This is a genomic window from Streptomyces corallincola (assembly GCF_019104725.1).
GTDB lineage: Bacteria > Actinomycetota > Actinomycetes > Streptomycetales > Streptomycetaceae > Streptomyces > Streptomyces corallincola.
The window spans coordinates 20,102-33,508 of record NZ_JAHRXF010000028.1 but is presented as its reverse complement, the minus strand read 5'-3'; the positions used below and the strand labels follow the sequence as shown (position 1 = coordinate 33,508).

Annotated in this window: 10 protein-coding genes; 8 read left to right on the top strand and 2 right to left on the bottom strand. The window is 72.9% G+C overall.

Translation table 11 applies throughout. The features are described 5' to 3' along the window. Positions 1-166: 166 nt before the first annotated feature. The 4 genes from KUM39_RS18295 (at position 167) to KUM39_RS18280 (ending at position 6,281) form a co-directional block, all read left to right on the top strand. Positions 167-2,488, top strand: a complete 2,322-nt coding sequence (locus tag KUM39_RS18295) for a GH92 family glycosyl hydrolase (protein WP_217786765.1) — start codon at positions 167-169, stop codon at positions 2,486-2,488. Between the two features lie 153 nt (positions 2,489-2,641). After that, entirely contained in the window at positions 2,642-3,973 is a 1,332-nt protein-coding gene (locus tag KUM39_RS18290) for a wax ester/triacylglycerol synthase family O-acyltransferase (RefSeq protein WP_217786764.1), read from the top strand. 135 nt (positions 3,974-4,108) lie between these two features. After that, positions 4,109-5,620: an SDR family NAD(P)-dependent oxidoreductase gene (locus tag KUM39_RS18285; RefSeq protein WP_372455780.1), complete on the top strand. Its 1,512-nt coding sequence runs from the start codon at positions 4,109-4,111 to the stop codon at positions 5,618-5,620. 487 nt (positions 5,621-6,107) lie between these two features. Further along, a complete protein-coding gene (locus KUM39_RS18280; protein ID WP_217786763.1) occupies positions 6,108-6,281 on the top strand; it encodes a hypothetical protein in 174 nt (57 codons plus the stop codon). Positions 6,282-6,421: 140 nt separating this feature from the next. Here KUM39_RS18280 and KUM39_RS18275 read toward each other — a convergent pair whose 3' ends face one another. Next, positions 6,422-7,804: an amidase gene (locus tag KUM39_RS18275; RefSeq protein WP_217786762.1), complete on the bottom strand. Its 1,383-nt coding sequence runs from the start codon at positions 7,802-7,804 to the stop codon at positions 6,422-6,424. A 223-nt stretch (positions 7,805-8,027) separates the two neighbouring features. Between KUM39_RS18275 and nadE the strand changes: the two genes are divergently transcribed. After that, on the top strand, positions 8,028-8,864 hold the full coding sequence (gene nadE, locus KUM39_RS18270) for an NAD(+) synthase (protein WP_217786761.1): 837 nt from the start codon (positions 8,028-8,030) through the stop codon (positions 8,862-8,864). Between the two features lie 50 nt (positions 8,865-8,914). Here nadE and KUM39_RS18265 read toward each other — a convergent pair whose 3' ends face one another. Continuing rightward, on the bottom strand, positions 8,915-9,925 hold the full coding sequence (locus KUM39_RS18265; RefSeq protein WP_372455779.1) for a LacI family DNA-binding transcriptional regulator: 1,011 nt from the start codon (positions 9,923-9,925) through the stop codon (positions 8,915-8,917). Positions 9,926-10,200: 275 nt separating this feature from the next. Between KUM39_RS18265 and KUM39_RS18260 the strand changes: the two genes are divergently transcribed. From KUM39_RS18260 to KUM39_RS18250, 3 genes are read left to right on the top strand one after another with little or no spacing between them, the layout of a single operon-like run. Then, positions 10,201-11,496, top strand: a complete 1,296-nt coding sequence (locus KUM39_RS18260; RefSeq protein WP_217786759.1) for an ABC transporter substrate-binding protein — start codon at positions 10,201-10,203, stop codon at positions 11,494-11,496. Positions 11,497-11,502: 6 nt separating this feature from the next. Continuing rightward, the gene (locus KUM39_RS18255; RefSeq protein WP_217786758.1) at positions 11,503-12,465 is read left to right on the top strand and encodes a carbohydrate ABC transporter permease; all 963 of its coding nucleotides are present in this window, start codon (positions 11,503-11,505) and stop codon (positions 12,463-12,465) included. Beyond that, positions 12,462-13,385: a carbohydrate ABC transporter permease gene (locus KUM39_RS18250; RefSeq protein ID WP_217786757.1), complete on the top strand. Its 924-nt coding sequence runs from the start codon at positions 12,462-12,464 to the stop codon at positions 13,383-13,385. Before KUM39_RS18255 ends, KUM39_RS18250 begins: the two co-directional genes overlap by 4 nt. Positions 13,386-13,407: the final 22 nt, after the last annotated feature.

Genomic DNA, 13,407 nt, shown 5'->3' with positions numbered 1-13,407 from the left:
CGTACCGCCCCCGCGCGCGTCCCCGCGTACTCCACCCCCGGCACCGCCACCGCCGGCGCGGCCATCCGCGCGACGCGCCGACACATTCTTCCGGGTATGCCCCGGTTCACGCCGTTCGCCCCGCACGATGCAGGCAACGATGTCGAACCTCCGGAGGTCATCCGAGATGAGAGGGACCCGGCGCACACGGCTGTGCCTGGCCGGGGTGATGGCAGCGTCCGCGCTGATCGCCACCCCCGCAGTGGGCGCCGCCGAGCGGACCGACGGCCACCTCACCGATCTGGTCAACCCCTTCATCGGGAGCCAGAACGAGGGCAACACCTTCCCCGGCGCCGCCGTGCCCTTCGGCATGGTGCAGCTCTCGCCCGACACCGGCCACAGCACCGGCTACGACTGGACCCAGAACCGCGTCCGGGGCTTCTCCCTGGTCCACCTCTCGGGCGTCGGCTGCCGGATCGGCGGAGACCTGCCCGTGCTGCCCACCACCGACGAGGTCACCCGCACCGACTACGCCGCGTACGCCGCCAGGTTCTCGCACGCCGACGAGGAGGCGAGCCCCGGCTACTACCGGGTCCGCCTCGACTCCGGCATCCGCGCCGAGCTGACCGCCACCGAGCGCACCGGGGTGCAGCGCTACACCTTCCCGGCCACCGCCAAGGCCAACGTCCTGCTGAACGCGGCCCAGTCGCTGCACAAGCCGGTGCGCAGCTCGGTCGAGATCCTCGACGACCGCACCGTGCGCACCACCATCACCGGGCACGGCTTCTGCCGGGACTCCGGCCCGTACACCGTGCACACCCTCACCCGGTTCAGCCGCCCCTTCACCGCGTACGGCACCTGGGACGGCGCCGCCGTCGCACCGGGCGCCCGGACCGGGAGCGGCGGCGCCTATCTGCGGTTCGACACCACCCGGAACCGCACCGTCGAGGTCACCACCGCGCTGTCGTACACCGATCCGCGCGGCGCCGCCGTCAACCTCCGTGCGGAGGGCGGGCGTTCGTTCGACGCCGTGCGGGAGCGGGCGCGGGAGCTGTGGGAGCGGCGGCTCGCCACCGTGCGCGTCCAGGGCGGCGACCCGGCGCTGCGCCGTACGTTCTACTCCTCGCTGTACCGGTCCTTCCTCGCGCCGAACATCGGGGACGACGCCGACGGGCGCTACACCGGCTGGGACCAACGGCCGCACCGCGCACGGGGGTTCACGTACTACCAGAACTGGTCGCTGTGGGACACGTACCGCACCCAGGCCCAACTGCTCGCGCTGCTCGCCCCGCGCGAGGCACGGGACATGGCCCTGTCGGTCGTCACGGTGGACGAGGACGGCGGCTGGCTGCCCAAGTGGGGCTACGGGCCGGTCGAGACGAACATCATGAGCGGCGACCCGGTCACGCCGTTCCTCACCACCGCCCACCACATGGGCCTGCTCAAGGGGTTCGAGGAGCGCGCCTACCGTGCGCTGCGCAAGAACGCCGACGGGGTGCCGCCCGCCGCGTACCCGGGGGTGGGGCGCGAGTCCAACGCCGAGTACCTGGCGCACGGCTGGGCGCCGTACGTGGCCGGGAAGCCGTACGCCAAGGTGGGCGACTCCGACTACCACCACGGCGCCTCGGTCACCCTGGAGTACGCGCTCTCCGACGCGATGCTCGGCCAGATGGCCCGCGACCTCGGCCACCGCGAGGACGCCGCCCGCTACGCGGCCCGCTCGCGCAACTACCGCAACGTCTTCGACCCCTCCACCGGCTTCTTCCGCGCCCGCGACACCTCCGGCGCCTTCGTCGGACCGGCCGACCCGGCACGCGGCACCGGCTTCCACGAGGGCACCGCCTGGCAGTACCAGTGGCTGGTCCCGCAAGACATCCCCGGCATGGTGGGGCTGATCGGCGGACCGCGCGCCGCCAACGACCGCCTGGACGCGTTCTTCGCGTACGACCGGCTGCTCGCCGACCCCGCCCGCACGGCCCGCGAGGTGTGGGTGCACGGCGGCGCGTACGACTACTACAACGCGGACAAGTACAACCCGATGAACGAGCCCGACCTGATCGCGCCGTACACCTATCTCTCCACCGGGCAGCCCTGGAAGACCACCGACGTGGTGCACGCGGCGCTCACCCTCTTCACCGACGGGCCCACCGGCATGACCGGCAACGACGACCTGGGCACCATGTCCGCCTGGCACGTGCTGTCCTCGATCGGCCTGTTCCCGGTGCAGCCCGGCCACGACACGTGGGGCCTGTCCACGCCGGTGTTCGACCGGGTGGACCTCGCCCTGGACCGGCGCTGGTGGCCCGGCGGGCGGCTCACCGTCACCGCGCCCGGCACCTCGGCCACCGACCGGTACACCCGGTCCGTCCGCACCGACGGCACCCCGCTGGACCGCACCTATCTGACGACCCGCGCCCTGCGCGCCGCCCGCACAATCGCGTTCACGGTCGGCCCGCGCCCGTCCGGGTGGGGCACCTCGCCCCAGGCGGCACCACCGGTACTGAGGTGACCTCCGGCGTCCCGTGTGTCCCGCCCCTTCCCGAGGGGCGGGACTTTACCTGGCGTTAACTGAGCGTAGCGCGCCCGTACTTGACCGTGATCGCGGGCCGGGGCTTGACTGGTCCGACCGCAGACCCCACCCGTCTCCCACGCGAGGCACACCGTGACTTCCGATCTGCTCGCCCCGCTCGATCTCGCCTTCTGGAACATCGAGTCCGCACGTCACCCCATGCATCTCGGGGCGCTCGGCGTCTTCGCGGCCCACTCGCCCACCGCGGGCGCGCACGCCGCCGACCTGCTCGCCGCGCGTGCCGCCGCCGTCCCCGGTCTGCGGATGCGCATCCGCGACCTGTGGCAGCCACTCGCCTTCGGCGGCGCGGCGCGCGAGCCAGACCCGGACTTCGACCCGCTGAACCACGTCCGCCTGCACGCGCCCACCGACGACTTCCACGCCGTCGCCGGACACCTGATGCGCCGCCCGCTGGAGCGCGGACGGCCGCCGTGGGAGGCGCATGTGCTGCCCGGCGCGGACGGGGTCTCCTTCGCGGTGCTGTTCACCTTCCACCACGCCCTCGCCGACGGGCTGCGCGCGCTGCGGCTCGCCGCCGGGCTGCTCGACCCCGTGGACCTGCCCGAACGCGGCCCGCGCCCCGCCGATCCGCCCCGCGACCTGCTCACCGAGGTCCGCGCGCTGCCCGGCCGGCTCCCCGGACTGCTGCGCGGCGCCGTCTCCGACGCGGGCCGCGCGCTGGACATCGGCAGCGCGCTGGCCCGCTCCACCCTCGGGATGCGCCCCTCGTCCGCGCTGACCTCCGAGCCCAGCGGCACCCGCCGGACCGCCGGTGCCGTCCTGGACATCGACGACGTGCACCGGGTCCGCAAGACCACCGGCGGCACCGTCAACGACGTGCTGATCGCGGTGGTCGCCGGTGCGCTGCGGCGCTGGCTGGACGAGCGCGGCGACGGCAGCGACGGGGTCGCGCCGCGTGCCCTGGTGCCGGTCTCCCGGCGCCGTCCGCGCGGTGCGCAGCCGCCCGGCAACCGGCTCTCCGGCTATCTGACCCCGCTGCCGGTGGGGGAGGCGGACCCGCTGCGCCGGATCGACACCGTGCGCACCGCGATGGCCCGCAACAAGGACGCCGGACCCGACCGGGGCGCGGGCGCGGTGGCGCTGCTCGCCGACCATGTGCCGACCCTCGCGCACCGGCTCGGCGGACCGCTGGTCGGCCAGGCGGCCCGGCTCTGGTTCGACATCCTCGTCACCAGCGTGCCCATGCCCGCGATCGGCCTCGACCTCGGCGGCCACCGGCTCACCGAGGTCTACCCGTTCGCCCCGCTCGCGCCGGGCCAGTCCCTGGCCGTCGCCATCTCCACCTATCAGGGGCGCGTCCACTACGGGCTGGTCGCCGACGCGCGGGCCGTCCCCGACCTCGACGTGTTCGCGCGGGCCCTGCGCGAGGAGGCGGCCGAGCTGGTCGAGATCTGCGCGAAGTGACCCCGCGCACCCCGCGCACGGCGGCCCGGAACCGTCCGGGTTTGGCCGTTCGGCCCGGCGCTCCGTAAAATCCCCCGTTCGACGGCGGACGCGACTTGGAGCGCCGCACGGGTGACCAGGGAAAGCGGCAGCGCGATGACGGTGACAGAGGACGGTTCCGCGTCCACGGAGATCATGGAGGGTGTCCCCGCGGACACCGCCGTGGACGACATCGTCCACGGCCCCGGCATCGACCCCGAACGCCTCGCGGTCTGCCTGAGCGTCCTGCGGGAGCTGGACGAGATCGACGTGGACCACCCCGACGCGATCCAGGTCCGCCGGGCCACCTCGCACATCTACCGCACGGTCAAGCAGCGCCGCCGCCAGGATCGCCGGGCCGCCAAGACCGCGCACGACCGCGCCGTCACCGAGGCCACCGCCACCGGCTCCGCCGAGCGCATCGACGACGAGACCGAGGGCATCCTGCCCTCCTCCAAGATCGAGGAGGGCAGGCTCGCCGGGATACTCCAGCGCCCGCGCTCCTGCTACACCTGCAAGACCCGCTACGTCGAGGTGGACTACTTCTACCACCAGCTCTGTCCCGGCTGCGCGGCCGAGAACCGGGCCAAGCGGGACGTGCGCGCCGACCTCAGCGGCAAGCGCGCCCTGCTCACCGGCGGCCGGGCCAAGATCGGCATGTACATCGCGCTGCGGCTGCTGCGGGACGGCGCGCACACCACCATCACTACGCGCTTCCCCAACGACGCGATCCGCCGTTTCAAGGCCATGCCCGACAGCGACGAGTGGATTCACCGGCTGAAGATTGTCGGCCTCGATCTGCGCGACCCGGCGCAGGTCGTCGCCCTCGCCGACTCGGTCGCCGCCGAGGGCCGCCTCGACATCCTGATCAACAACGCGGCGCAGACCGTACGGCGTTCCCCGCAGGCGTACAGCGAGCTGGTCGGCGCCGAGTCCGGGCCGCTGCCCGCCGGTGAGCTGCCCGCCGCCGAGGTGATCGGCGGGTTCGGCTCGGGCGCCGTCGCACAGCTGCCCGTCGCCGGGTCCGGCGCGCTCACCGCGCAGGACGTCACCGGTCTCGCCCTGGTCTCCGGCTCCGCCTCGCTGGAGCGGATCGCCGCCGGTACGGCGATCGACGCGGGCGGCCTGGTGCCCGACCTGCACGACACCAACAGCTGGGTGCAGACGGTGGACGAGGTCACGCCCGTGGAGCTGCTGGAGGTGCAGCTCTGCAACTCGACCGCGCCGTTCATCCTGATCAGCCGGTTGCGTCCGCTGATGGCGGCCTCCCCGGCCCGCCGCACCTACGTCGTGAACGTCTCCGCGATGGAGGGCGTCTTCGACCGCGGCTACAAGGGCGCCGGGCACCCGCACACCAACATGGCCAAGGCCGCCCTGAACATGCTCACCCGCACCAGCGCCCAGGAGATGTTCGAGAAGGACGGCATCCTGATGACCGCCGTGGACACCGGCTGGATCACCGACGAGCGCCCGCACCCCGACAAGGTGCGGCTCGCCGACGCCGGGTTCCACGCCCCGCTGGACCTGGTGGACGGCGCCGCCCGGGTGTACGACCCGATCGTGCGCGGGGAGACCGGCGAGGACCTGTACGGCGTCTTCATGAAGGACTACGCACCGGGCAAGTGGTAGCCCCACCAGGGCTGATACGGCACTGAGTGCCGCTGTCGTCCCCCGGTGAGCAGCGGCTCCGGCAACACGCCGGAGCCGCTTTTCGCGTGCCCGGAGCCGTGTTCTCGTTCGCACGGATGTTCTGCGAAGTGCGCCGAGTGGGTGAATTCACTCGCGTCTCCGTAATGTGCGTTTTGCTCCGCCAAGCGGCATATTGGGGGCTCTCGCGGGCCTCCGCGACGCACGATGGTGACAGCTTGTTTACGCTCCCTATCGAGCGCGTGTCCGCTCATCTGGTTAACCTGAGGGCGACGGACCACAGTACGGGACCTCACCCACACCCACTGTCCGTACCGGGGCGAGCGGCACGACCATGTCCGCTCCGCCGCGAGGAACCGGCGCCACCGCGTCCGAACTGGCCTTTCATCCAGACCCGACCGGGCGACGAGTGCCGGGACCGAGAGTGTCCGGCACAGCCCGAGGGTGACCGACACATAAGGAGTGCGCGGTGACACCAGAAAAGACGACGCGAGATCAGATCTCCCCGGAGCGTTCCGAGCGATCCCGCCGCAGGCCCGGAGAGCTGGGCAGCCTCGACGTCTGGGCCCGGTCCGCCCCGATCCGCCTCGCGGGCTACGAGGACGACCTCGCCGAGCCGCACATCCTGCCCAGCGTGGACTGACCCTCCGGTCCGCGTCCGGGCCGTCGAGAAGAAGCCGTGGCCGGTACTCCGGCCACGGCTCTCCTTCGGTCAGGGCTCGCCCTCAGCCACGGCTCGCCCTGCGCCGGTCACGCCGCGCGCGGCGTGACCGGCGCAAGGAATCAGCCGTTCCGCGGCCCGACCCCCGGTCGGCCGTCCTCGTCCGCGACCGGAGCCGTCCGGCGCCACGGAACCCCCGCCTCCAACTGCTCCGCCACCTCCAGCAGCAGACTCTCCGAACCGGGCGGACCCACGAGCTGGACGGCACCCGGTGCCCCGGAGGGCAGCGATCCGCAGGGCACCGCCATCGCCGGCCACCCGGTCAGGTTCCAGGGCGGGGTGAACGGCGTGTACGCCGAGTTCACGGCGACGTTGCGCAGCCAGCCCCGCTCGTGCCAGGGACCGGCCACCGGGGACCGGCGAGCGAGCGCCGGGGTCAGCAGCACATCGTGCTCCGCGAAGAACGGCGCCAGCCGGTCGCGCAGCCGCTCACGGGCGTCGCCGTGGCGCACCCCGGCCACGAAACGCCGGCCCACCGCCGCGTGCACCCGGGTCCGCCGGGTCAGCAGCGCCGGATCGAGATCCTCCGCGTCCATCGCCGTACCCGCCATCCAGTGCCGCATCGCCGTCACGGTGAGCGACGCCGGGTACGGCGGATCGGCGCGCCGGACCCGGTGTCCGGCGGTGGCCAGCGCCAGCGCCGCGCGCCGGACGGTGACCTGGTAGGGGCGGCTCACCGGAATCCCGGCCAGCGGACTGCGGGCGGAGACCGCCACCCGCAGCGGCGCGGGCGCCGTACGGGCCGGGAAGTCCGCACCCGCGAGTACCCCGAGCATCAGCCGCAGATCCGCCACCGTGGTGGCCAGCGGGCCGTTCTCCGACATGCCGAACCAGTCGCACGCGCCGATCCCCGCCGGTACCACCCCGTGCCCCGGCTTCAGCGTGACCAGCCCGCAGTTGGCCGCCGGGATGCGCAGCGAACCCATGCCGTCGTTGCCGACCGCGAGCGGGACGAAACCCGCCGCGACCGCCGCCGCGCTGCCACCGGACGAACCGCCCGCCGTACGCCGGAAGTCCCAGGGGTTCCGGGTGATGCCGTACGGCCCCTCGGTGGTGCCGAACACGCACAGCTCGGGAACGTTCGTCAGGCCCACGACCACCGCGCCCGCCGCGCGCAGCCGGGCCACCGTCTCGTGGTCGGCCGACGACGGGGCGTCCGAGGTGGCTGCCGAGCCGTCCCGGAGCGCCTCACCGCGCACGGCGAGATTGTCCTTCACCGCCACCGGCACCCCGGCCAGCGGCAGTTCCCCCAGGTCCGCGCGGGCCCCGACCTCGTCCGCCTCGGCCAGCGCCGCCGCCTCCCGCACCGTACGGAACGCCTCCACCCGGCCGTCGAGCCGCGCCACGCGCTCCAGGTGCGCGGCCACGACCTCGCGCGGTGTCACCTCCTTCGCGCGTACGGCGGCGGCGATCTCCCCGGCACTGCGCCCGGCCCACCCGCTCACGGCAACTCCCCTCATCGGTACGTCGGTTGTTCCGTCCGGCCGTCCACCGGCACGGACCCCGAACTCTGCCTCCTCACGGGCGACCCGTCGAGGGGTCCTCGCACGCCGGACCGGGGGAGACCGGGGTGCGGGCCCGCCACGTAGGGTGCGTGCATCGGGTCTCCCGCCGCCGTCGCCGGGGCCCGCACCGCAGTCCCGCAGTCCCCGTAGCAAGGAGCGCCCCATGACCGACGCGGTCTCCCCGTCCCTGGCCCAGCAGCGGAAGATCGCCGCCGAACTCCAGGTGGCCGAGTCGTTCGACGCGCGGGAGGAGATCGAGCGCCGTACCGCGTTCCTCGCCGAGCGGCTGACCGGCTCCGGGACGCGCGCGCTGGTGCTCGGCATCAGCGGCGGTGTGGACTCCACCACCACCGGCCGCCTCTGCCAGCTCGCCGTCGAACGGGTCCGCGCCGCGGGCCAGGACGCGACCTTCTACGCGATGCGGCTGCCCTACGGAGTCCAGGCCGACGAGCACGATGCCCGGCTCGCCCTGGACTTCATCCGCGCCGACCAGGTGCTGACCGTGGACGTGCGCCCCGCCGGGGACGCCGTGCTCCAGTCGCTGCTGGAGGCCGGGGCCGTCTTCCGCGACCCCTTCCACCAGGACTTCGTGCACGGCAACATCAAGGCACGGCAGCGGATGATCGCCCAGTACGCGGTGGCCGGTGCCCACCAGGGCCTGGTCGTCGGCACCGACCACGCGGCCGAGGCGGTCTCCGGGTTCTTCACCAAGTTCGGCGACGGCGCCGCCGACGTGGTGCCGCTGACCGGGCTGACCAAGCGTCGGGTGCGCGCCCTGGCCCGGGAACTCGGCGCCCCCGAGGCCCTGGTCGGCAAGACGCCCACCGCCGACCTGGAGACGCTGAACCCCGGCAAAGCCGACGAGGACGCGCTCGGCGTCACCTACGACGACATCGACGACTTCCTGGAGGGCCGCCCGGTCACCCCGGAGACCTTCGACATCATCCTGCGCCGCTACCACCTCACCGAGCACAAGCGGCAGCTCCCGATCGCCCCCTGAGCCCGGCACGCCCACCCGCCGGACGCGACACCCCGCACCACGCCCGCGGTTCACTCCGGGCGTGCCACCCCCGTGCTGCCCCGGCCGGTGAGCCGGGGCACCGGTACGCCCACCGCGCGGGCCGGGGCGCCGTCCAGCAGCGCCAGCAGCTCACGGGCCGCCGTCCGCCCGAACCCGGCGCTGTCCCGCGACAGCGCCGACAGCCGGGGACTGACCAGACGGCACAGCGCCGAGTCCTCCCAGGACACCAGCGACACGTCCTGCGGCACCCGGAAACCGAGGTCGGCCGCCGCCGCGAGACCGGCCAGCGCCATCACGTCGTTGTCGTAGATCAGCGCGGTCGGCGGCGGGGAACCGCCCAGCACCCGCCGGGTCACCGCCGCGCCCTCGGCGTCGGAGTAGTCCGTCGGCACCGACCGCACCCCGGTCAGCCCGCGCCGCTCCGCCTCCGCGCGCAGCGTGCTGATCCGCCGCCGGGTGTGCGCCAGCCCCGGCAGCCCCGCGATGTGCACGATCCGCCGGTGCCCCAGCGCCGTCAGCTCGTCCACCACCGACGCCATAGCGCCCGCGTCGTCCGCCCACACCGTGGACAGCCCCGGATGCCGCACGTCCGGCGCGCCGCCGATCACCACGGCGGGCAGGCCCAGTTCGTCCAGCAGACCGGGGCGCGGATCGTCCGCGCGCGGGTCCACCACCAGCACGCCGTCCACCCGGTGCTCCGCCCACCACCGGCGGTAGACCGCGCACTCGTCGGCCACGTCCGGGGCCACCTGGAACAGCAGCCCGAGATGGCGTTCGGCCAGCACCTCCTGGATGCCGGAGACGAGTTGCAGGAAGAACGACTCGACGCCGAGCGTGTCGGCGGGCCGGGCCAGCACGAAACCGACCGTCGCCGCGCCCTCGCCGGACAGCGCGCGGGCCGCCGTACTGGGCCGCCAGCCGAGCTGCTCCGCGACCCGGCGCACCCGCGCGCGGGTCGCCTCGGAGACACCGGGACGCCCGTTCAGCGCGAACGACACCGCGCTCTCCGAGACCCCGGCCCGGCGCGCGATGTCCTTCATCGTCGCCCGGCGCGCGGGCGAACGCCGCTCCGGCAACCCGGCCCCCCGCTTTCCGCGTGCACGATCACTAATGCGCTTCAGCGCTCGCACCCTAAAGCGCATTAGCGACCGGCCACAAGAGGCCGGACTCACCTTTCCCACCTGCGAGTTCGGGGCGTGATCCGGTCACTAATGACTTTAGCCGCGCCGTATCCATTGACGGCCCCGAAAAGCGTTGCGAAAGTCTGCCGCGGCACCTTCGGTCACATCCCCCCGCCCCAGAGGAGCCCGTCGCCGTGCGTATCTCCCGCGCCATCCTCACCACCGCAGCCGTCGCCCTCCTCCTGCCGCTGAGCGCCTGCGGCTCGGGCGGTGACGGCGGCGGCGCCGGTGGTTCCGACGCCTCCGGCAAGCCCGAGGGCGAGATCACCTTCCAGACCTGGAACCTGCGCGCCAACTTCACGCCGTATTTCGAGAAGGTCGTCGCCGACTTCGAGAAGAAGTACCCCGGCACGCACGTGAAATGGATCGACCAGCCCGCCGAGGGATACGCCGACAAGATCAGCGCCGACGCGGCCGGAGGCACCCTGCCCGACGTCGTCAACGTCTCCCCGGACCTCGTCGCCCCGCTCGCGGGGGCGGGACTCGCCCTCGATCTCGACAAGGCCGCCGGACAGTACAGGTCCGAGTATCTGGCCGGTGCCTGGGCGAGCCACGAGGTCCCCGGACGGCACGGCACGTACGCCTTCCCCTGGTACCTGAACACCGGCCCGCTGTTCTACAACAAGTCCCTGTTCAAGAAGGCCGGGCTCGACCCCGACGCACCCCCGAAGACCTACGACGACCTGTTCTCCGACGCGCTGCGCATGGCCGAGCGCAGCGGCGGCAAGGTCGCCACCCTCGCCAACGTCCCCACCGTCGAGGACTTCGGCCGCTACGGCGTCCCCCTGATGAACAAGGCGGGCGACGGCTTCGCCTTCAACGACCCCAAGGGCGTCGAACTCCTCACCAAGTACAAGCAGTTGTACGACGCGAAGGCGCTCGACCCGCAGGCGCTCACCGCCACCCCCGAGTCCACCGGCAAGAAGTTCCTCACCGGAGCCGTCGCCATGAACCCCGGCAGCGCCCTGGACCTCGGCAACTTCAAGAAGCAGGCGCCGAGCCTCTACCGGAACATCGGCATCACCGACCAGATCACCAGCACCGGGCACGCCAACATGTACGTCATGGGCGTCATGGTCAACTCCCGGACCCGGCACACCCCGGCGGCCGTCGCCTTCGCCCACTTCGTCACCGACGCGAGCAACCAGATGGCGTTCGCCAAGCAGGTCGCCATCTTCCCCAGCACCGCCGGTTCCCTGGACGACCCGTACTTCACCGAGGATGACGGCAGCGACGAGACACGGGTGCGTGTCGCCGCCGCCAAGTCCCTGAAGACAGCGGTCAATTACACCCCCGTGCTGTTCAGCGAGCAGATGAAGACCGCACTGCGCAACCAGGTCGCCAAGGCGCTCCAGGGCAAGGAGAGTCCCGAGGCCGCGCTCGACAACGCCGTCCGGGAGTGCGACACGCTGCTGAAGCAGCAGGGCTGACCCCGGATGACCGCCCCCGCCCCGGTCCCCGCACCGCCGCCCGCCCCACGCGTCCCGCCCACCCCGCGCGTCGTACCCGCCGCCCGGCGCGCCCCCGGCATCCGGCGTCAACTGCCCACCAGTCCCTGGCTGTTCGCCGCACCCGGACTGCTGATCGCGGGCGGGTTCGCGCTCTACCCGTTCGTCTCGACCCTGGTGAACTCCCTTACCGACCGGCGGGTCCTGCTCCCCGGCCGGTTCGTCGGACTCGCCAACTACCGCGAGCTGCTGCACGACGACATGTTCTGGACCGGCCTGCGCAACAGCGTCCTCTACGTCGTCGGGGTCGTCCCCGCGCTGGTCGTGCTGCCCCTGCTGCTCGCCCTGCTGGTGCGGCGGCACATCCCCGGCGTCGCCTTCTTCCGGTCCGCGTTCTACACCCCGGTCGTCGCCTCGGTCGTGGTCGTCGGGCTGATCTGGGTGTGGCTGCTGGACGAACGGGGCCTGGTCAACTCGCTGCTGGAGGCGGCCGGGGCGGGCCGGGTCGGGTTCCTCAGCGACCCGTGGCTGCTGCTGCTCAGCGCGATGGCGGTGACCGTGTGGAAGGGCCTCGGCTACTACATGATCATCTATCTCGCCGCGCTGGCGAACGTGCCCCGCGAACTACACGAGGCCGCCGCCGTGGACGGCGCCGGACCCGTGCGCCGGTTTCTCTCCGTCACCGTGCCCGCCGTGCGGTCCACGATGGTGCTGGTCGCCGCGCTCTCCTCGGTCGCCGCGTTCAAGGTGTTCTCCGAGGTGTATCTGATGGCCGGGCCGAGCGGCGGACCGGCGGGCGAGGACACCACCCTCGTCATGCTGGTCCAGCGCACCGGCACCGGGCTGACCGGCCGCGTCGGCTACGCCTCCGCCCTCTCCGTCGTCGTGTTCGCCGTCACCGTCGCGCTGATGCTGCTCGTGCTGCGCGCCGACCGCCGGGAGGAGACATGAGCGTCCTCGACCGGCCGTCCCACCGCCCCGGCACCCGGCCCCCCGCCGAACCGCCCGCCGCCCGGCGGCGCCGAATCACCGACACCGGGGGCCGCCGCGTCCGCCCCGCCGAACTCGTCCTGCGCTACCTGCTGTTGCTGATCGTGCTCGCCCTGACCGTCGGCCCGTTCCTCTGGCAGCTCTCCACCTCGCTCAAGAGCCCCACCGAGGACATCTACGGCTCCCCGCCGTCCTTCCTGCCCCGCCACCCCACCCTGCGCAACTACGAACGGGTCGCGGACACCGTGCCCGTCTGGGACTACGCCCTCAACTCCCTGAAGGTGGCGGGCGCGAGCGTCGTCACCAACTGCGTCGGCTCCGCCCTCGCCGGATACGCGCTGGCCCGGCTGCGCTACCCCGGCCGCCGCGCCGCCACCCTCGTGTTCGTGCTGGCGATGCTCGTACCGGTGGAGGGCATCTTCATCGCCCAGTTCACCACCATGCGCGAACTCGGCCTGAACAACACCCTGGTGGGCGTGGTGCTGCCCGGCTCGGTCGGCGCGATGAACGTCCTGCTGATGCGCAACGCGTTCCGCAACCTCCCCTACGAGATCGAGGAAGCAGCCCGGGTGGACGGCGCCAACGCCTGGCAGCGCTTCACCCGGATCGCGCTGCCCGCCGTCAGAGGCACTCTCGCGGTGGTGGCGATCTTCTCCTTCATGGGTGCCTGGGACGACTTCCTGTGGCCGCTGATCGTGCTCAGCGACCCCTCCCGGTTCACCCTCACCATCGGCCTCAACTACCTGCACGGCACCTTCGCCAACGACGAACGCCTGGTCGCCGCCGGGACCGTCGTCGCCGTCGCCCCGCTCATCGCCCTGTTCGCCTGCCTCCAGCGGTACTTCTTCCGCGGGGTCGGCGAGGGCGCCGTCAAGGGGTGACCCGCCGCGGCGGCACGCCCTC